The sequence below is a fragment of the Micromonospora sp. NPDC049230 genome, from assembly GCF_040647875.1.
GTDB lineage: Bacteria > Actinomycetota > Actinomycetes > Mycobacteriales > Micromonosporaceae > Micromonospora.
In genome coordinates, this window is the sequence record NZ_JBEZCZ010000021.1 from 1 (window position 1) to 19,265 (window position 19,265).

Below are 19,265 nucleotides of genomic sequence, written 5' to 3' on the forward strand. Positions count from 1 at the left end.
CGGCGCCAGCACAGCCCACTCGTGATTCGTCAGATCGCCTCGTGCCACAACGGGTCTAACGAGCGAGATTCATGATCCGCGAGACAGAACCTAGGCGCGGGTCCTCCGCTGCCGGACGATCAGCAGCAACGTGGCGCCGAGCAGCACCGCCAGCAGGCCGGCGGTCATCCAGCCCCCGATCGGGAACGACTCGCCGGTCACCGGGAGCTTGCCCTTTACCGTGATGGTGATGGTGGACTCGGGAGAGACAGGCGCCGGACCGTCCGGCGGGGTGCCGGTCGCGGTCGCCGTGTTGCGCACCGACCCGTGGCGGTAGTCGGCCTTGCTGACGGTGTAGGTCGCCGAGCAGGTGACGGCGGCGCCCGCCGCCAGGGTCACCGCCCCGTTGGGTGTCCGGTCCGGTCCGCAGGTGATCGGACCGAGGTTCGTCGGCGCGGCCGGCGCGGTGAGGGTGTCGGTGACAGTCACGCCGGTCAGGGCCACCTGCCCGGTGTTGGTGACCACGAACTGGAACGGCACCTGCTGGCCCGGCCGACCGATCTTGTCGGTGCTGCTGGACTTCACCACGGCGATCGCCGCACCCCGGGTGGCCGTGACCTCGGCGGTGGCCGGATCGGAGCGTACCGGTGCCGGTGGTGCTTGCCCCGGGATGGTCGGCGGCGTGCCGGCGGCGACGGCGGTGTTGGTGATCCGGCCGGCCTCGATGTCGGCCGCGGTGACGGTGTAGGTCGACGTGCAGGTGGTGCTCGCTCCCGCCGTCAGCGTGACGCTGCCGCTGGCCACCGGCGGCGTGCCGCAGGTGATCGCCCCGGGCGTGCCGGTGCCGGAGAACTCGGTCTCGTCGACCGTCACCGCGCTGAGTGAGGTGTTGCCGGTGTTGGTCACCACGAACTGGTACGTGACGGTGTCACCGACCGCGGACACCACGCTGGGTGTGACCGCCTTGGTGATGCCGATCTCCGGGTGCGGGATCGGAATGTCCAGCGACGACGGCGGGGAGACCGGTGCCGGCCCGATCGGTGGTGTGCCGGTGGCGGTGGCGACGTTGATCAGCGCCGTGCCGGTGAAGTCCTCCGCGGTCACCGTGTAGGTCGCCCGGCACAGGATGGAGGCACCCGGAGCCAGGGTCACCGCGCCGTTCGGGGTGTTCTGCGGACCACAGGTGATCGGCCCGAGCACGGCGCGCTCGGACGGCGGCAGCACGGTGTCGGTGACTGTCACGCCGGTGAGCGTGAGGCCGCCGGTGTTGACCACCAGGAAGGTGAACGGCACCTGCTGCCCGGGCGCGGTGATCGCCACGGTCGTCGACGACTTGATCACCTCGATGTCGGCGACGAGCCCCGCCTCCGGAATGGTCAGCGTCGAGGGCGGCGAGTTCACCGGCGTCCCCCCACCGGGCGGCGTCCCGTGTGCGGTGGCGGTGTCGGTGATCCCGCCGTTGTCGAGGTCGGCCTGCGTGACCGTGTACGTGGCGGCGCAGTCGGTGGACTCGCCGGGGGCGAGTGTGGTCGTCGTGCAGGTGATCGGGCCGAGGTCGGCGTTGGAGGAGGGCGGTGCCTGCACGTCTGTGACGTTGACGGTGGTCAGGGTGAGCCCGCCGGTGTTGACCACGTGGAACCGGTAGGGCACCTGCTGCCCGACCGCGCCGATCGTGACGCTCTCGGAGGACTTGATCACGGAGATCGCGGCGACCAGGCCGGTCTCCGGGATCGTCAGTGTGGACGGTGGCGAGTCGATGGGCGTGTCACTGCCCGGCGGGTTGCCGTGCGCGGTGGCGACGTCGACGACCGCGTTGTTGTCCAGGTCGGCCTGGGTGACGGTGTAGGCGGCGGTGCAGGTGGTCACCGCACCGGGCGCGAGCGTGGTCTGCGGGCAGGTGATCGGCCCGAGGTTCGCGTTCGACGAGGGTGGGGTCTGCGCGTCGGTGACTGTGACGTTGGTCAGCGTGACGCCCCCGTTGTTGACCACGAGGAACTGGTAGGGCACCTGCTGCCCGACCGTCGTGATCGACGTGGTGGTGGACGACTTGACCACCGAGATCGACGGGGTGACGTCGGCTGCCGGGATGGTCAGCACCGACTGGTCCGAGTCGACCGGCTCGTCCGTGCCCGTCGGGGTGCCGTGCGCGGTGGCGATGTCGGTCACCTCGTCGTGGTCGAGGTCGGCCTGGGTGACCGTGTAGGTGGCGGTGCACACTGTGGTCTCGCCGGGGGCGAGGGTGGTCTGCGGGCAGGTGATCGGGCCGAGGTTCGCGTTCGACGACGGCGGGTCCTGCACGTCTGTGACGTTGACGTTGGTCAGGGTGATGCCGCCGGTGTTGGCCACCAGGAACCGGTAGGGCACCTGTTGGCCCACCGCGTTGATGGTCGCGGCGGTGGACGACTTCACCAGCGCGATCGCCGGCGCGACCGCGTCGCCCGGGATCGTCAACGTCGACGGGGGCGACTGCACGGGTGGACGGCCGCCGGGTGGGGTGCCCTGCGCGGTCGCGGTGTCGCGTACCGAGCCGAAGTCCAGGTCGGCCTGGGTGACGGTGTAGGCGGCGGTGCAGGTGGTCTGCGTGCCGGGGGCGAGGGTGGTGGCGGCGCAGGTGATCGGGCCGAGGTTCGCGTTCGACGAGGGCGGGGTCTGCGCGTCGGTGACGCCGATGTTGGTCAGGGTGAACCCACCCGTGTTGACCACCTGGAACGAGTACGGCACCTGCTGTCCGGCGGTGGTGATCGTGGTGGTCGTGGACGTCTTCACCACCGCGATCGAGGGGACCAGGCCGGTCTCCGGCAGGGTCAGCGTCGAGGGCGGCGAGTCCACGGGTGTGCCGCCGCCGGGCGGGGTGCCGTGGGCGACGGCGGTGTTGGTGACGCCGTCGTTGTCGAGGTCGGCCTGGGTGACGGTGTAGGTGGCGGTGCAGGTGGTCTGCGTGCCGGGGGCGAGGGTGGTGGCGGCGCAGGTGATCGGCCCGAGGTTGGCGTTCGACGAGGGCGGTGCCTGCACGTCCGTGACGTTGATGTCGGTCAGCGTGAGGCCGCCGGTGTTGACCACCTGGAAGGAGTACGGCACCTGCTGCCCGACCGTGGTGATCGACGCGGCGGTGGAGGTCTTCGTCACCGCGATCGACGGGGTCAGCCCCGCCTCGGGAATGGTCAGCGTCGACGGTGGCGAGGTGACCGGCGTGCCACTGGGCGGCGTGCCCCGCGCGGTGGCGGTGTCGGTGACCCCGTTGTTGTCGAGGTCGGCCTGGGTGACGGTGTAGGTGGCGGTGCAGGTGGTGGTCTGGCCGGGCGCGAGAGTGGTCACCGGGCAGGTGATCGGCCCGAGGTTCGCGTTCGACGACGGCGGCGCCTGCACGTCGGTGATGCCGACGTTGGTCAGGGTCAGACCGCCGGTGTTGGCGACCAGGTAGCGGTAGGGCACCTGCTGGCCCACCGAGCTGATCGACGCGGTCGTGGACGACTTCACCACGGTGACGGCGGCGGTGAGCCCCTGCGCCGGGATGGTCAGGGTGCTCGGATCGGAGACGACCGGTGGACCGGTGGGTGGGTTGCCCTGTGCGGTGGCGACGTTGGTGACGCCGTTGTTGTCGAGGTCGGCCTGGGTGACGGTGTAGGTGGCGGTGCAGGTGGTCTGTGTGCCGGGAGCGAGGGTGGTGACCGGGCAGGTGATCGGGCCCAGGTTGCCGTTCGACGACGGCGGGGTCTGCGTGTCGGTGACCGAGATGTTGGTCAGCGGGACGCTGCCGGTGTTGACCACCTGGAACGAGTACGGGACCTGCTGACCGACACTGGTGATCACCGTGGTGGTCGACGACTTGACCAGGTCGATGTCCGCCGGGGTGCCGCCCGCGCAGGCGAGCGTGGTGCTGAACGGGAAGTAGTGGATCTCGCCGCCGCGGTGCTCCAGCGTACGGGTGATGACGCTGCCCTCGGTGTTGCTGGCCGAGAGGTCGGTGAGGCTGGCGTTGGGGGCGTAGATGGTGCCCTCGACCGTGGCCGCACCCGGGGTGAGGGTGAGCGCGGTGGCGGTCGGGAAGTTGAACAGGATGTAGCGCGCCTGCGGGCCGCCGATGCCGGCGAAGTTCGGGGCGGTCCAGGCGAAGGTGTTGCCGACGCCGCTGGTGTCCACGTTGACAAGCAGTGGAGTGTCCGCCGTGGGCTGACTGGCGAAGGTCAGCGTCTGAATGTTGTTCAGATCGCTCGCGCCGAGGTTGAGCACGTTTGTCACACCGGGGGTCAGGGTGACGACGGCGTTGCTGCCCGCCGGGATGGGCCGGGGCAGCACGTCACCGTTCGGCGTGCGCAGCACCACGGTGTTGTCGCAGGTGGCCAGCCCGGCGGTGGTGTCGCGGAAGCTCGCGAAGGCGCCGGCGAAGTTGATCGGGGAGGCGGGCCCGACGCTGGCGACCGGCTGCCGGGTGACCAACTCGACCCGGGGGAAGGCGTCGTAGTTGTCCGACGGCAGGATCCGGGTGTTGACCTGGGCGCCGTTGTTGTCGGTGTCCCGGACGAACGTGCCGGTCAGGTCGCCGACCTTGGCGTACCCGCTGTTGAGCACCTGGAGCCGGCTGCCGCCGACGCTGCCGGCGAAGTTCACCCGTCCACCCACGACCAGGGCTGTCGGGTTGGCGTCGCCCGGCACCACGAACGACCCGGCGGTCGCCCCGGCCAGCTGGTAGCCGCCGAAGGTGAGGTCGCCACCCACGGCGAGGGTGCCCTCGTTCTCGTTGTCGAACACACCGGCGTCGCCTTCGGTCATCACCCCGAAGCTCAGCGCCTCGGCGACGGGATTGACCGGCCCGAAGGCCTCGGCCGCGGCCAGGACCTGGTTCAGCGGGGGTTCGGCCGGCGTCGGCGCCAGCAGGGCGTTGACTGCCAGCACGCCGCCGACGGCGACCAGCGCCGCGGCCCGTGACCTGCGACCACCCCACGAAGAAATCCTCATCACGCCCCCGTTGCGTCCAGTGTGCGAGGGGAGCGTAGCGAGGCGTTTGAGGTGCTATGAGGTTTTTGTCCGAATAGGTCATCCCGGCGCACACCGGCGAGGCGACCCGGGATCGCGGATCTCGTCGAACTGCGGACGCCGTGGCTCCGTGTTTATGATCGACGACCCCGACCGGGGGCGAACGCGGCCGTCCGGTTCGGCCAGGAGACAAGAGGTGAGGTGCGCGAGGGTGATCCGCGAGGCGTACGCCTGCTGGGTGCGCGAGCCCGGCGCGGCGGAGATCCGGCCGGTGCCGCTGCCGACGCCCGGCCCCGAGGACGTCCTCGTCCGGGCCCGCTACTCCGGGGTCAGCCGGGGCACCGAGACACTTGTCTTCGCCGGCCGGGTGCCCCCCGACCAGTACGCCGCGATGCGCGCGCCGTTTCAGGAGGGTGACTTCCCCGGCCCGGTCAAGTACGGCTACCTCAGCGTCGGCGAGGTCGAGCAGGGGCCGCCGGAGCTGCTCGGGCAAACGGTGTTCTGCCTGCACCCGCACCAGAGCGCGTACGTCGTGCCGGCCACCGCCGTGGTGCCCGTACCGGACGGGGTGCCGCCCGCCCGCGCGGTGCTCGCCGGCACTGTGGAGACCGCGATCAACGCCCTGTGGGACGCCGCGCCGCTCGTCGGCGACCGGGTCACCGTGATCGGCGCGGGCATGGTGGGCTGCTGCGTCGCCGCCCTGCTCGCCCGGTTCCCCGGCGTGCAGGTCGAATTGGTCGACGTCGACTCCCGCCGGGCCGGGGTGGCCGGCGCGCTCGGCGTCGGCTTCGCCCAGCCGGCCGACGCCAGCGGCGACCGGGACCTGGTCGTGCACGCCAGCGCCACCGGCGCCGGCCTGCAACACGCCCTGGACCTGCTCGCCCCGGAGGGCACTGTCATCGAGCTGAGCTGGTACGGCGACCGCCCGGTGCAGGTGTCGCTGGGCGGGGCGTTCCACTCCGGTCGACTCACCGTACGCAGCAGTCAGGTCGGCATGGTCGCTCCCGCCCGGCGGGGCCGGCGCAGCTACCGCGACCGGCTGGCGCTCGCCCTGGACCTGCTCGACGACCCGGCCTTCGACGCGCTGATCACCGGCGCGTCCCGGTTCGCGGAGCTGCCCGACGTGCTCGCCAGACTGAGCACGGGTGACCTGCCCGCGCTCTGCCACCTCATCACCTATGACGACGGGGAGTGACAGTGTTCAGCGTGACAGTTCGGGATCACATGATGATCGCCCACAGTTTCCGGGGGGACGTGTTCGGTCCGGCCCAACGCCTGCACGGGGCGACGTTCGTGGTGGACGCGACCTTCCGCCGCGCCGACCTGGACGCCGACGGCATCGTCGTCGACATCGGTCTGGCCACCGAGCAGCTGCGGGCCGTCCTGGGGGAGCTGACCTACCGCAACCTCGACGACGAGCCGGCCTTCGCCGGGGTGAACACCACCACCGAGGTGCTGGCCCGCACCGTCGCCGACCGGCTGGCCGAGCGCGTGCACGCCGGTGACCTGGGCGCGGGTGCCCGCGAGCTGGCGGGAATCACCGTCACCCTGCACGAGTCGCACGTCGCCTGGGCCAGCTACGAGCGGGCACTGTGATCGAAGCGGGCCGGGCGGCGCCCACCGCCGGCCCGGGTAGCACCGGCCGTACGGTGCACGTCGTCCTGCCCGGCGACATCGACGACCCGGCCACTCCCAGTGGCGGCAACACCTACGACCGGCGCGTCTGCGCGGGCCTCGGCGAGCGGGGCTGGGCGGTGCACGAGCACGCGGTGCCCGGGGCCTGGCCGAGCCCCGAGCCGGCCGACCGGGCGGCACTGGCCGGGGTGCTCGCCGCCGCGCCGGACGACGCCGTGGTGTTGCTCGACGGTCTGCTCGCCTCGGCCGTGCCGGACCTGCTCGCCCCGCACACCCGCCGATTGCGCCTGGTCGTCCTCGTGCACATGCCGTTGGACGACGAGGTGGAGGGCCGGGCGCTGGCCACCGCGCGGGCCGTCGTCACCACAAGCGAGTGGACGCGCCGCCGCCTGCTGCTGCGCCATCCACTGCGGCCCGACAGCGTCCGGGTCGCCCGACCGGGGGTGACGGCGGCGTCGCCGGTGCCTGCCGGCCCGACCGCCGGGAACCGGCTGCTCTGCGTGGCCGCGGTCACCCGCCACAAGGGACACGACGTGCTCGTCGACGCGTTGACAGTGCTGCCCGAGGTGCCCTGGACACTTGTCTGCGCCGGCACCCTGACCCGGGAGCCCGAGCTGGTGCGCCAACTCCGGGACCGGCTCGCCGGCGCGGGCCTCGCCGACCGGGTCCGGCTGGCCGGCCCGCTGACCGGTACGGCGCTCGACTCCGCGTACGCCGCCGCCGACCTGCTGGTGCTGCCCTCGCGAGCGGAGACGTACGGCATGGTCGTCACCGAGGCGCTGGCCCGCGGCCTGCCGGTGCTGGCCACCGAGGTGGGTGGCCTCCCCGAGGCGCTCGGCCGCGGCGCCGGCGGCGACCTGCCGGGGCTGCTGGTCCCGCCGGACGACCCGGCCGCGCTGGCCGGCGCACTGAGCTGGTGGTGGGGCGACGACGTGCTGCGGGCCCGGTTGCGCCGGGCGGCTCTCGCCCGGCGCGACACCCTGACCGACTGGACGGTGACCGCCGCGTCGCTGGCCGCCGTGCTGGAGGAGGTGGCGCGATGATCGTCGAGGAGACGCTTCCGTTCGCCGACTGGCTGCGGCTGCGGGAGCCGGCCGACGCGGCGGCGCGTGCCGAGGACCTGGTGGACGCCGTCCGCCCCCGGCTCACCGGTGCCGCCCCGATGGTGATCCACGACCTGGGCAGCGGCACCGGCTCGATGAGCCGCTGGCTGGCCACCCGCCTGCCCGGCCCGCAGCACTGGGTGCTGCACGACCGCGACGCCGACCTGCTCACCCGCGCCGCCGAGGGCATGACCGGGGTCACCGCCGCCGACGGCGCCCCGGTCACAGTGGACGTCCGCCGCGGCGACCTCACCCGGCTCAGCGCCGCCGACCTGGCCGACGGGTCCCTGGTCACCGCGTCCGCGCTGCTGGACATGCTCACCGCCGAGGAGATCGAACGGGTGGTGGCCGCCTGTGTCGGCCGACCCACCCTGTTCGCCATCTCGGTCACCGGCCGGGTCCGGTTCACCCCGACCGATCCGCTGGACGCGGCGGTCGAGGCCGCGTTCAACGACCACCAGCGGCGTACCGCCGACGGCCGACGACTGCTCGGCCCGGACGCCGTCGCCGCCACCGCCGCCGCGTTCGCCCGGCACGGCGTCGACGTGCGGGAACGGCCCAGCCCGTGGCGGCTCGGCCCGGAGCAGGCCGACCTGGCCGCCGAGTGGTTCCGGGGTTGGCTGGGCGCGGCCTGCGCGCAGCGTCCCGACCTGGCCGGCCCGGCCCAGGCGTACGCCCGGCGTCGGCTGGCCGACGCGGCGGCCGGTCGGCTCAGCGTGCTGCTCGAACACACCGACCTCCTCGCGGGTGGATGAACTGTTCACCCCCTGGGTACGTGGACTAGGGCAGGTGAACGATCTTCAGGGGGAGGGCCGGCGTCGATGTTCTGGGCCTGGGCACGAGTGGTCGGCGGGGTGGGTCTGCTCGCCGTCCTGTTGTGGCAGGTGGGCAGCGGCCCGTTCCTCGCCGGGGTGCGGTTGATCGACGCGCCCGCCCTGGTCGCGGCGTTGTCCATCGGGGTGCTCACCACGGTCTGCGCGGCGTGGCGGTGGAGTCTCGTCGCCGGTGGCCTGGGCGTGCGGCTGCCGCTGGCGACCGCTGTGGCGCACTGCTACCGGGCCGTCTTCCTCAACGCCACACTGCCCGGCGGGGTGCTCGGCGACGTGCACCGGGCGGTTCGCCACGGCCGGGACGCCGGTGACGTCAGCCGGGGCATCCGCGCGGTGGTCTGGGAACGCACCGCCGGGCAGGTGGTGCTCGTCGGCGTGGCGCTTGTGGTGCTCGCGGTCTTCCCGTCGCCGGTGCGGCCGTATCTGCCGCTCGCCGCCGCGTCGCTGGTCGGGGGCGGGCTGGTCGCCGTGCTGCTGGCCCGGGCCGTGCCGAGCGCCGGCCCGTCGCGCTGGGCGCGGGCGCTGCGCACCGCCGGGGCGGATGTGCGGTCCGGGCTGCTGTCCCGGCGCACCTGGCTGGGCGTGCTGATCGCCTCCGCGGTGATGGTCGCCGGCCACCTGGCCACCTTCCTGGTGGCGGCCCGCACCGCCGGATCGGACGCCCCGCTGGCACTGCTGCTGCCGTTGACGCTGCTCGCCCTGCTCGCCATGGGGTTGCCGCTGAACGTCGCCGGCTTCGGCCCCCGGGAGGGGGTGGCCGCCTGGGTGTTCGGCGCGGCCGGCCTCAGCGCGGCCGAGGGCGTCGCCACCGCCACCGTCTACGGTGCACTGATTCTCGTCGCCAGCCTGCCCGGAGCCGCGGTGCTGCTGGTGCGACGAAACCGACACCCGGTCGCCGCCCGGGAAGCCGTCCCCGACGGCGGCTGTTGAGTCGGTGGTGAGAAACACGCGTCGCCGCACGTCGGTGGCGCCGGACAGAGGAGTCCCATGCCCGAAGCATTGCCGGTCGCCACGATCCGTACCCAGGTCACTGTGCCGTTGACGTTTCCCGATGGCTACACCACGACCGCCCGGGTGTTCTCCTTCAAGGGCCTGGTGGACGCTCGGGAGCACCTGGCCCTCGGCCTGGGCGACTGGGTGGGCGCCCTGGACCGGCTCGCCGCCGGGGGAGAGCCGCCGCTGGTCCGCCCGCACAGCGAGTGCCTGACCGGCGACGTGTTCGGCAGCCAACGCTGCGACTGCGGGCCGCAGTTGCGCGAGGCGGTGCAGCGGATCGCCGAGGCCGGCGGTTTCCTGCTCTACCTGCGGCAGGAGGGACGGGGCATCGGCCTGTACGCCAAGCTCGACGCGTACGCGTTGCAGGACGCCGGGCTGGACACCTACCAGGCCAACGTGGCGCTGGGGCGGGGGGAGGACGAGCGGGACTACTCCGTCGCCGCGCAGATGCTCGCCACGTTGGGCGTGCCGCGGATCCGACTGCTGAGCAGCAACCCGGACAAGGCCGTGCAGTTGACCCGCCTCGGTGTGGACGTCGCCGAACAGGTGCCCACGAGCGTCTTCCTGTCCCCGGCCAACGCCGACTACCTGGCCGCCAAGGCCGCCAAGGCGGCGGAGGTCGTCTCGGCCGCGCCCGACCGGCCCGCCGACCGGTGAGCCTTCCGCCGGCGCCGACGCGGCCGTACGTGCTGCTCAGTTGCGCCACCTCGATCGACGGGTACATCGACGACGCCTCGGACAAGCGGCTGCTGCTGTCCAACGACGACGACCTGGACCGGGTCGACGCGGTTCGGGCCAGCTGCGACGCGATCCTCGTCGGGGCCGGCACCGTCCGCCGCGACGACCCCCGGCTGCTGGTGCGTTCCGCGAGCCGCCGGGCCGAACGGGTGGCGTGTGGTCGGCCCGCCTCGCCCACCAAGGTCACCCTGACCACCCACGGTGATCTCGACCCGACCGCCCGCTTCTTCACCGCCGGCGACCCGGCCCGGCTCGTCTACTGCGCCTCCGGGGGGCTGGAGAAGGCCCAGGAACGTCTCGGTCGACTGGCCACAGTGGTGGACGCGGGGGAGCCTGTCGACCTGGCCCGGCTACTGGCCGATCTGGCCGCGCGAGGCGTACGCCGGCTGATGGTGGAGGGCGGCGGGACTGTGCACGCCCAGTTCCTCGCCGCCGGTCTCGCCGACGAGCTGCACCTGGTGGTCGCACCGTTCTTCGTCGGCGACAGCCGCGCCCCACGGTTCGTCGGCGAGGGGAGTTTCCCCTGGCACCCGGGCCGCCGCGCCCGGCTGGCCGAGGCCCGCCAGATCGACGACGTGGTGCTCCTGCGCTACGCCCTCTCCGACCGCTGCGCCGAAACCTGACGCCACCCGTCCTGGCTCGGAGAAGGGCCGGCGTTGCTGGCCTTCCGCCGTTGGTCAGGTCTCGTCGACCTGCCCAAACAGGTGGCCCGATCGGCGCTGGGAACAAGTGTGGTGGGTCCGTAACGTCAGCGCCATGAGCGTTGTTGTTAACCCGAGCGCCCCCGATCCCGACCGAGGTCGTAACGTCCTTGAGGACGATTCCGCCCACATCTTCCGTCCCTGGGTCATCCAGGGGGGCTTTCAACCACTGGCGATCGCCGGGGGCGAGGGTTCCTGGGTCTGGGACTACCAGGGCAACCGCTTCCTCGACTTCTCCTCCCAGCTTGTCGTGGCGAACCTCGGCCACGGACATCCGAAGGTGGTCGCCGCCATCAAGGCGCAGGCCGAGCAGCTGTGCCTGATCGCCCCCATGTTCACCACGGAGGCCCGGACCGAGGCAGCCCGGCTCATCGCGGAACTCGCACCCGACTCTCTCAACCGGGTCCTGTTCACCACCAGTGGCAGCGAGGCCATCGAGAACGCGATCCGGATGGCGCGCCTGCACACCGGTCGCCACAAGATCCTCTCCGCGTACCACTCGTTCCACGGCTCGACCAACACCGCCATCCAGATCACCGGCGATCCGCGACGGTGGAGCACGGACACCGCCACCGCCGGCGTGGCCCGGTTCTTCGGGCCCTACCTGTACCGCTCGCCCTTCCACGCGGACACCGCGGAGCAGGAGTGTGCCCGCGCCCTGGCGCATCTGGAGCAGGTCATCGTCCAGGAGGGGGCGAAGACGATCGCCGCCGTGGTGATGGAGACGGTGCCCGGCACCTCCGGCGGGGTCCTCGTGCCACCGGAGGGCTACCTGGCCGGCGTGCGGGAGCTCTGCGACAGGTACGGCATCATGCTCATCTTCGACGAGATCATGGTCGGGTTCGGTCGCACCGGCCGGTGGTTCGCCTTCGACCACTGGGACGTCCGCCCCGACCTGGTGACCTTCGCCAAGGGCGTCAACTCCGGGTACGTGCCACTGGCGGGCGTGATCGTCGGCGATCACATCGTGGACACCTTCCGGCAGCGGCCGTACCCCGGCGGCGGGACCTACTCCGGGCACCCGCTTGCCTGCGCGAGCGCGGTCGCGGCGATCACCGCCATGAAGGAGGAGGGTGTGGTGGAGCACGCCGCCTGGCTCGGGGAGAACGTGTTCGGCCCTCGGTTGGCGGAGATCGCCGAGCGTCACCCGTCCGTGGGCGAGGTCCGTGGACTTGGCGCGATCTGGGCTATCGAACTGGTCCGCAACCGGGGCACCCGCCAGATGTGGGTGGACTACGAGAACCCCGACCGTCTGGCCCCGCACGCCATGCAGCTCTTCGGTGCGTGCCTCTCCCTCGGCCTGTTGCCGAACCTCTACCTGAACCGGTTGCACGTGACCCCGCCGTGCACCATCAGCGCCGCCGACGCCGAGGAGGGCCTCGCCCGGATCGACCAGGCGCTGGCCGTGGCCGACCAGCAGTACGAGCAGGCGTGACCGCGGCGCGGCGGGCGAGGGAGCCGTCCCGCTCCCGGCCCGCGCCGGAATGACAACGAGCAGGGGGAGCGTCCACCGACGCTCCCCCTGCTCGGGTACGAGGTCTACCGGGGCGGCGGGATGATGCCGAACTGCGAGACCGCCGAGTAGTCGAAGACGTCCCAGTGCTCGGCGATCCGTCCGTCCTCGATCCGCAGCAGGTCCGCGGTGTGCAGCTTCAACTCACGTCCGCTGGTGGCCTCCCGGCCACGCCAGCGGGAGAAGAGCGCCACGAAGTCGTCCTGGACCAGGATGTGATCGATGGTGCCGGTCAGGTCCGGGGCAGCGACGAAGAGCCCGGCGAAGAACTGCTTCATCCCCGCCAGCCCTCCGCCGGACTGGGCGGCGAACCGATTGTGCTGGATGTAGTCCGCCCGGTAGTGCTCGTCGGCGTACTCCAGGTTCTGCTTCTGCATCACCTCCTCCCACACCCTGAGCACCAGCCGAAGGTTCTCCTGCTCGGCTGGTGACGCCGTCCAGTCCGGCTCGCTGGCCGGCTGCTCCTGGTCGGGAGGGGTGATGCCGAACGGCACCAGCGCCGAATAGTCGAAGACACTCCAGTGCTCGGCGATCCGGCCGTCCCGAACCCGGTAGAGGTTGGCGGTCTGCGAGTTGAGTTCCTTGCCGGTGCCCGCCATGTGGCCGTGCCAGGCCACGAAAACCATGGCCCGGTCGTTCTGCACCACCATGTGCTCGATGGTGCCGGTGAGATCGGGGAACATCGTCAACATGGTGGACGCCCACTGGCGCAGCCCGGAGATGCCAGGTGCCGCGCCCGGCTGGTGGTTCACGTAGTCGTCGGCGAAGAGCTGCTCGGCCAGGTCGAACGCCTGGCCGTTGTACACCTCACGAAACAGTCGCTCGACGAGGGCGGCGGTGGTCCCCGCGTCGCCGCCGGACAGCGGAGGGTCCTGTGTCGGAATCATGTCGTCCTCTCCATTCGTCGGGCCACCTCGGAAACGGCCGACCCGGTTCGGCGCGACGACGTCATCGCCGTGCGTTCGCCGCACCGCCGACCGCCGCGACGGCGGTCCGTGCCATTGCGCAATGGTGCGGCGCGGCTGCCCCGGACCGGCAGCGCCCATCGACCCGTGAACGTGAGGTGCCCGATCGGCCAGCACTCGCAGTGACCGCGGGAGAGGTGGCAGGGGCGGTCAGCCCCGGGGACCGGCGATCATCCCGATCGGTACGGCGCCGAGGCCCGCCTCGGCGAGATGACGAAACGCCGGGCACTGGGTGAAGTCGTCCGCCGAGCATTCGAGGGCGTGCTCGATCAGCTCCTTGGCCGCAGCCGTCTCCCGGATCCGACGCTCCAGCTCGGCGTGGTGCTCGGCCAGCAGCTTCCGTCGCATCACGCCGTTCGGAGCGGCGAGCACCTCGCGGAGCTGATCCAGGCTGAGCCCGGCGGACTTGCCGCGCAGGATCAGCGTCACCCGGGCGATGTGCTCGTCGTGGTAGAGCCGTCGACCGCTCACCCGGGTCGCTGGCGTGAGCAGCCCCACCGACTCCCAGTGCCGGAGCACGTGGGTGGCCAACCTGAACCTCTCGGCGAGTTGCCCGATGGTCATCGTCTTTGGCGTACCACTTGACTTCATGTTGACATGAGATTCCAGAGTAGGAGAGCAGTCAAGCCGAAACAAAGAACTACCTGCTGTCAGAGGAGGACGCGCTGTGTTTGACGCGATCGTGATCGGTGGCGGGCCGGCGGGCCTGTCAGCTGCGCTCTGCCTCGGTAGAACACACCGGAGCACCCTCGTCCTCGACACCGAGGACGGGCGCAACGCCCCGGCGCAGAACGTTCACAACTTCTTCACCCAGGACGGCACGCCCCCCACCGAGATCCGGCGCATCGGCGCCGAGCAGCTCGGCCACTACCCGAGCGTGCGGCTACAGGTCGCCGAGGTCTCCAGAGTCGAGCGCGAGGCCCCCGAGGCGTTCGCCGTCGTCCTGGCTGACGGGCAGGTCGAGCACGGACGCCGGCTGCTGCTGGCCACCGGGCTCGCCGACGACCTGCCGGCGATCGAGGGCATCGGGCCCCTGTGGGGGCGTTCGGCGTTCCACTGCCCGTACTGCCACGGATACGAGGTGAGCGGTAGCCCCATCGCCGTGGTCGGGTCCACCCCCGACCGCGTACGACTGGCCGTGCACCTGAGCCGCTTCACCGACGACATCGTCCTCTGCGCCGACGGCGAGACCGAGTTTCCGGAGCCGCTCACCGCCGCACTGGGGAAGGCCGGAGTCGAGATCCGGACCGAACGGGTCACCGCGGTCCGCGCGGACGGCCCGCAGCTGCGCGCCATCCAGTTCGAGACCGGACCGGAGTTGGAGCGGTCGGGCATGTTCATCAAGACCGGCCTGCGGCAGCGGTCCCCGATCGCCGCGCAGCTCGGCTGTGCCATCTTCCCCGACAACGCGGTCGAGGTGAACGAGTTCGGCCAGACGAGCGTGCCCGGCGTCTACGCGGCCGGCGACATGGCGCGACGCTCCACCGTCCCGATGCCGGTCTCCGCGGTGGTGGTCGCCGCGGCCAGCGGCACGGTCGCCGCCGGCATCATCGACCAGGACCTGCTCAGTGTCGAGTACGGCCTGCCCAACCCGTTCGCCAACGCCCGGAGCTGATCATCATGAACCGAGAAGAGACCGCGCCGGCCCCGGGCGCCGCAGCAGAGAACCAGGTCGCCACAGCCGGCCGCAGCAACGTCCCGCTGGCCGTGATCGGTCTCGCGCTCGGCATCCTGGTCTCGGTACTAGACCAGACGGTGGTCTCGATCGCGTTGCCCAACATCGCGGCGGACCTCGGCGGCATCGACAACATAAGCTGGGTGGTCACCGCGTACGTCCTGGCGTCCACGGCGACCGGCACGCTGTACGGTCGCCTCAGCGATCGGTTCGGTCGCCGTGGCATCTTCATGTTCGCGATGCTCGTCTTCACTGTGGCATCGGCGCTCTGTGCGGTGGCCGACACCATGGGCCAACTGATCGTGTACCGCACGGTGCAGGGTGTGGGCGCCGGCGCGTTGTTCGCGATCCCCACCATCGCGCTCTCCGAGCTGGTGAAACCGGAGAGCAGGGGTCGCATGCAGGGCGCCGTCGGCGCGTTGTTCGCGATCGCCAGCCTGGCCGGGCCCCTGGTCGGCGGCGCGCTCACGGACACGGCCGGATGGCGTTGGATCTTCTACATCAATCTGCCGCTGGGCGTGCTGTCGATGCTGCTGGTGGCCTTCGCTCTGCGACTGCCCAGGGCGACGGGGCGGCCGAGCATCGACTTCCTGGGCTCCGCCCTCCTGGTCGGTGCCGTCGTGGCGCTGCTGCTGACCACGGAGTGGGGCGGTCGTACCTACGACTGGCTGTCCGGCACGATTCTGAGTCTGGCGGTCGGCACCGTCGCGCTGTTCGCGCTCTTCGTCTTCTGGGAGCGGAGGGCGGCATCTCCGGTAGTGCCGATGCGCCTGTTCAGCAATCCGACGGTCCGGCTCATCCTGCCGGCCACTGCCGTGCTCGGCGCGCTGCTCTACGGGTCCATCGTCTTCCTGCCCACCTACCTGCAAAGCGCGTTCGACATCAGCGCCACGGTGGCCGGGCTCGGCATCAACCCGTACATGCTGACCTTCGTGGTGGCCTCGTTCCTCTCGGGGAGCCGGGTCAGCGCCAACGGCAACGCCCGCCCGTTCCTGATCGCCGGACCGATCGCCATCGCTGTCGGCTTCGGGCTGCTGAGCCTGCTCGACGCCGACAGCAGCTACATCATGGTCGTCGCCGCGTTGCTCGTCATGGGGGTGGGCGTCGGTTTCATCATGCAACTGCTCGTCACCGTCGCGCAGAACGCCGTGCAGCCCTCGGACCTGGCCGCCACCTCGGCGGCGATTCTCTCCATCCGGGGCCTCGGCATGTCCCTCGGCGTGGCGCTCTTCGGTAATCTGCTCAGCCGTCAACTCGGTGCCGACGCGCAGCCGGGCCGGGACGTGGCGAATGCGATTCCGGACGTGATGGTGTGGGGCATCCCGCTGGCGCTGCTGCTGTTCGTGCTGACGGTGGCGGTGCCGGGAAAGACAATCGGGAACAAGTCCGTGTCGGCCGAGGGGCCCGCTACGGCCGACACGGACGTCCCGGCGCGCAGCTGACCCACCCGGGTCAACCACTGCGCCGCTCAGAGCTGCTTCCCGCCGCGCCCCCCCGTTCGCGGCGGGAAGCAGCTCGCCCGTTTCCGCGTCCGGGTCCGGGGGCCCGCCGGGGGCGCGTCGACGTACCCGTTCTGGTGGCCCGATCGGCGCTGGGAGCGACACGACCCGCTCCGTAACGTCGTCGACATGACCACACTGGACGCACCGCCTCTGCTCACCGAGACCGTCACCACCGCGGCGTTCGACCTCCTCGACCTTCCCGCCGACGCGGGCCGGGTGGCGCTGGTCCGGCTGGACAACGGCGACCCGCCTGGCCCGACGATGCGTCCCACCACGTTCGGTCCGCAAAGCCTGGTCAACCTCGAACGTACGCTGGACGAGCTGTCCACAATGGCGGCCGCGGGTGAGATAACCGCGGCGGCGTTCACCGGAAAGGCGATGATGTTCGCCACCGGCGCGGACCTGGCCATGGTGCCGACCGTCACCACCTACGAGCAGGCCCTGGAGATCGTCGGGCACGGTCAGGCAGTGCTGCGGCGGCTCGCCGACCTCGGCGTACCAACCTTTGCCTTCATCAACGGCCTCGCCATCGGCGGCGGCCTGGAGTTGGCCCTGCACTGCACCTACCGGACCGTCTCCGAGTCGGCGCCCGCCCTCGGGCTGCCCGAGTGCGCGCTCGGCCTGGTGCCCGGCTGGGGCGGCACCAGGCTGCTTCCCCACCTGATCGGGCCGGAGAGGGCGGTGCGGGTCATCGTGACGGACGCGCTGGAGGACCGTCGGCTGCTCGACTCGCGGACCGCGCACCACCTCGGTGTCGTCGACGTCTTGCTGCCCCCCGCCGACTTCCTCGGCGCCTCGCTCGACTGGGCGGCGGGGGTGTTGCGGGGACGGACGGTGGTGCCACGGCCCGCGCCAGCGCCGGCGGCCTCCTGGAGGGCCGCTGTCGCGCACGGCCACGAGTTCCTCGGGGCCCGGCAAGGGGTCACGGCGGCGGCGAGGCGTGCGCTCGACCTCATCGCACTGGCCGAGGCGGCCCCTGCGGACGAGGCCTTCACGGCCGCTGCCGAGACAACCGCGCAGCTCTTGATGACCGATGAGTTCCGGGCCGCCCTCTACGCCGTCGGTCTGGTCCGCGCGGCGACGGCACCGGCCGTCGGCGGTGGACTGCCCACCCCGATCCGGCGCGTCGGGGTGCTGGGTACTGGCGACGCGGCGGCCCGGCTCGCTGCTCTGTGCGCGCGGCGACTACAGGTCCCGGTGGTGATCTGCGATGCCGACCGGACCGCTGCCGACAGTGCCGTCCAGCAGGCCGGGGAGTTGGTGGCGGCGCAGGTCGGGACCGACCGCGCGGGCACCAGCTACGCGGTGCGCCAGCGCGCGCTGCTCAGTGGCGGTGACGTTGCGGCTCTCGCTGGCGCCGACGTGGTCCTGGAGTGCCTGGACGATCCGGCGGCCGCTGCTGGCCTGCTGCGGCTGGCGGAGGAAGCCCTCGGGGACACCGGCGTGCTGGTCAACACGACGGGGACGGCCCGGGTGGCCGACCTCGCGGCGGGGATGCGGCGTCCCCAGCGGCTGCTGGCCCTACGGCTGGTGCCACCTGTGGAAACGTCCGGGCTGGCCGAGGTCGTCCGCGGGGACGGGACCGATGACGCCGCCGAAGCCGCGGCCCGGACGCTGGCGCGTCGGCTGGGCAAGGTGCCGGTGCCGGTCGGCGATGTGCCGGGCGGTGTCGTCGTGCGCCTGCTCACCCGCCTGGTGACGGCGTCCGTCGCGGCGGCCGGCGACGCGGCGCGCGCCGACGCGGCGCTGGCTCCGCTGGGGCTGCCCGCCGGGGTGGGTGCGCTGGCCGACCTCGTCGGAGTGGATCTGCCGGCCGCGGTTGCCGACGCGCCCGCACTCTCGGTGGACGAGGTGCGCCGTCGCGTCGCGGTCGCGCTCGCCGAGGAGGTGCACGCGATGCTCGCCGAGAAGGTCGTCCATACCCCGACCGACGTCGACAGGAGTCTGCTGCTGGGCGCCGGCTGGCCCACGCACCTCGGTGGCCTCACACCGTACCTGGATCGCGTCGGGGCGTCCGCGCAGGCGCACGGTGAGCCGTTCCTTCCGGCCGGTGTGGCGAGTCTGCCCAGGTCGGACGCCGACTCGGCCGCGGCACGGTGACCGGTTCCGGTGCGTCCGCGGACCCGGCCCGTGGCGTCGGTACGCGAGGCGGCGCGGAGGGAGACGACCCGGTGCGGGAGGTCCGCGCCGGTGCGCCGCCGTCGCGGGCCGCCGCGGTGCGTACCTTCCTCCGCCATCTGCTGGAGATGCTGGCCGCGATGGTCGCCGGCATGGCGGTGTTGGGCTTCGTCTGGTCGCTCGTCCTCGCTCGACTCGGCTGGCCGTCGCTTGACGATCGGCCGCTGCTGGGAGCACTGGTGATGGTCACGGACATGACGATCGCCATGGTCGTCGCGATGCGATACCGCGGGCACGGTTGGCCGGCCACCGTCGAGATGTCCGTCGCGATGTGTCTGCCGTTCGCGCTGCTGGCCGGCCCCTACCTGATGGGTCTGCTGGCGGCCGACTCGATGATGATGGCCGGGCACCTGCTGATGGTGGTGGCGATGGTCGCAGTGATGCTGCGGCGTCGTGCCGAGTTCGTCGTCCGACACGACGCCGAGGATGTCCGTGCGGCGCCTCGCCAGGGAGGCCGACCCGCCGGACCGTAGCGG

The 19,265-nt window shown here is 71.9% G+C and carries 15 protein-coding genes and 1 pseudogene; 12 read left to right on the top strand and 4 right to left on the bottom strand.

Annotation, left to right across the window (positions count from 1 at the left end; translation table 11 throughout):
* Nucleotides 1–90 precede the first annotated feature (90 nt).
* On the bottom strand, nucleotides 91–3,459 hold the full coding sequence (locus AB0A95_RS18840) for a hypothetical protein (protein WP_357557110.1): 3,369 nt from the start codon (nucleotides 3,457–3,459) through the stop codon (nucleotides 91–93).
* 228 nt (nucleotides 3,460–3,687) lie between these two features.
* Nucleotides 3,688–4,815: pseudogene (locus tag AB0A95_RS18845) on the bottom strand (choice-of-anchor A family protein); the annotation flags it as partial.
* Between the two features lie 349 nt (nucleotides 4,816–5,164).
* Here AB0A95_RS18845 and AB0A95_RS18850 point away from each other — a divergent pair.
* The 8 genes from AB0A95_RS18850 (at nucleotide 5,165) to AB0A95_RS18885 (ending at nucleotide 12,391) form a co-directional block, all read left to right on the top strand.
* Nucleotides 5,165–6,148 carry a dehydrogenase gene (locus tag AB0A95_RS18850; protein WP_357557011.1) on the top strand — a complete coding sequence of 328 codons (984 nt, stop codon included), beginning with the start codon at nucleotides 5,165–5,167 and terminating at the stop codon, nucleotides 6,146–6,148.
* A gap of 2 nt (nucleotides 6,149–6,150) precedes the next feature.
* Complete coding sequence (locus AB0A95_RS18855; RefSeq protein WP_357520820.1) at nucleotides 6,151–6,549, top strand: 6-carboxytetrahydropterin synthase; 399 nt, start codon at nucleotides 6,151–6,153, stop codon at nucleotides 6,547–6,549.
* Nucleotides 6,549–7,631, top strand: coding sequence for a glycosyltransferase family 4 protein (locus tag AB0A95_RS18860; protein ID WP_357557111.1), 1,083 nt, complete (start codon nucleotides 6,549–6,551; stop codon nucleotides 7,629–7,631). Before AB0A95_RS18855 ends, AB0A95_RS18860 begins: the two co-directional genes overlap by 1 nt.
* Entirely contained in the window at nucleotides 7,628–8,446 is an 819-nt protein-coding gene (locus tag AB0A95_RS18865; protein WP_357557012.1) for a class I SAM-dependent methyltransferase, read from the top strand. Before AB0A95_RS18860 ends, AB0A95_RS18865 begins: the two co-directional genes overlap by 4 nt.
* A 66-nt stretch (nucleotides 8,447–8,512) precedes the next feature.
* Complete coding sequence (locus AB0A95_RS18870) at nucleotides 8,513–9,451, top strand: lysylphosphatidylglycerol synthase transmembrane domain-containing protein (protein WP_357557013.1); 939 nt, start codon at nucleotides 8,513–8,515, stop codon at nucleotides 9,449–9,451.
* A gap of 57 nt (nucleotides 9,452–9,508) precedes the next feature.
* Nucleotides 9,509–10,174, top strand: coding sequence for a GTP cyclohydrolase II (gene ribA, locus AB0A95_RS18875; RefSeq protein ID WP_357557014.1), 666 nt, complete (start codon nucleotides 9,509–9,511; stop codon nucleotides 10,172–10,174).
* A complete protein-coding gene (locus AB0A95_RS18880; protein ID WP_357557015.1) occupies nucleotides 10,171–10,878 on the top strand; it encodes a dihydrofolate reductase family protein in 708 nt (235 codons plus the stop codon). Before ribA ends, AB0A95_RS18880 begins: the two co-directional genes overlap by 4 nt.
* A 133-nt stretch (nucleotides 10,879–11,011) precedes the next feature.
* Complete coding sequence (locus AB0A95_RS18885) at nucleotides 11,012–12,391, top strand: aspartate aminotransferase family protein (RefSeq protein ID WP_357557016.1); 1,380 nt, start codon at nucleotides 11,012–11,014, stop codon at nucleotides 12,389–12,391.
* 104 nt (nucleotides 12,392–12,495) lie between these two features.
* On the opposite strand, the gene AB0A95_RS18890 is transcribed toward AB0A95_RS18885, so the two are convergent.
* Nucleotides 12,496–13,356, bottom strand: a complete 861-nt coding sequence (locus AB0A95_RS18890; RefSeq protein WP_357557017.1) for an ester cyclase family protein — start codon at nucleotides 13,354–13,356, stop codon at nucleotides 12,496–12,498.
* Between the two features lie 228 nt (nucleotides 13,357–13,584).
* Nucleotides 13,585–14,025: a MerR family transcriptional regulator gene (locus AB0A95_RS18895; RefSeq protein ID WP_357557018.1), complete on the bottom strand. Its 441-nt coding sequence runs from the start codon at nucleotides 14,023–14,025 to the stop codon at nucleotides 13,585–13,587.
* Nucleotides 14,026–14,101: 76 nt separating this feature from the next.
* Here AB0A95_RS18895 and AB0A95_RS18900 point away from each other — a divergent pair, with 76 nt between their 5' ends.
* From AB0A95_RS18900 to AB0A95_RS18915, 4 genes are all read left to right on the top strand, one after another.
* Entirely contained in the window at nucleotides 14,102–15,049 is a 948-nt protein-coding gene (locus AB0A95_RS18900; RefSeq protein WP_357557019.1) for an NAD(P)/FAD-dependent oxidoreductase, read from the top strand.
* Between the two features lie 5 nt (nucleotides 15,050–15,054).
* Nucleotides 15,055–16,551, top strand: coding sequence for an MDR family MFS transporter (locus tag AB0A95_RS18905; RefSeq protein WP_357557020.1), 1,497 nt, complete (start codon nucleotides 15,055–15,057; stop codon nucleotides 16,549–16,551).
* Between the two features lie 186 nt (nucleotides 16,552–16,737).
* On the top strand, nucleotides 16,738–18,711 hold the full coding sequence (locus AB0A95_RS18910; protein WP_357557021.1) for a 3-hydroxyacyl-CoA dehydrogenase NAD-binding domain-containing protein: 1,974 nt from the start codon (nucleotides 16,738–16,740) through the stop codon (nucleotides 18,709–18,711).
* 71 nt (nucleotides 18,712–18,782) lie between these two features.
* The gene (locus AB0A95_RS18915) at nucleotides 18,783–19,262 is read left to right on the top strand and encodes a hypothetical protein (protein ID WP_357557022.1); all 480 of its coding nucleotides are present in this window, start codon (nucleotides 18,783–18,785) and stop codon (nucleotides 19,260–19,262) included.
* The last annotated feature ends 3 nt before the right edge of the window (nucleotides 19,263–19,265 follow it).

Excerpts from the sequence above, each read along its gene's own strand:
- AB0A95_RS18890 (WP_357557017.1), bottom strand. The coding sequence starts at position 13,356 with ATGATTCCGACACAGGACCCTCCGCTGTCCGGCGGCGACGCGGGGACC.
- AB0A95_RS18885 (WP_357557016.1), top strand. The coding sequence starts at position 11,012 with ATGAGCGTTGTTGTTAACCCGAGCGCCCCCGATCCCGACCGAGGTCGT.
- AB0A95_RS18865 (WP_357557012.1), top strand. The coding sequence starts at position 7,628 with ATGATCGTCGAGGAGACGCTTCCGTTCGCCGACTGGCTGCGGCTGCGG.
- ribA (WP_357557014.1), top strand. The coding sequence starts at position 9,509 with ATGCCCGAAGCATTGCCGGTCGCCACGATCCGTACCCAGGTCACTGTG.
- AB0A95_RS18910 (WP_357557021.1), top strand. The coding sequence starts at position 16,738 with ATGACCACACTGGACGCACCGCCTCTGCTCACCGAGACCGTCACCACC.
- AB0A95_RS18870 (WP_357557013.1), top strand. The coding sequence starts at position 8,513 with ATGTTCTGGGCCTGGGCACGAGTGGTCGGCGGGGTGGGTCTGCTCGCC.
- AB0A95_RS18895 (WP_357557018.1), bottom strand. The coding sequence starts at position 14,025 with ATGAAGTCAAGTGGTACGCCAAAGACGATGACCATCGGGCAACTCGCC.
- AB0A95_RS18905 (WP_357557020.1), top strand. The coding sequence starts at position 15,055 with ATGAACCGAGAAGAGACCGCGCCGGCCCCGGGCGCCGCAGCAGAGAAC.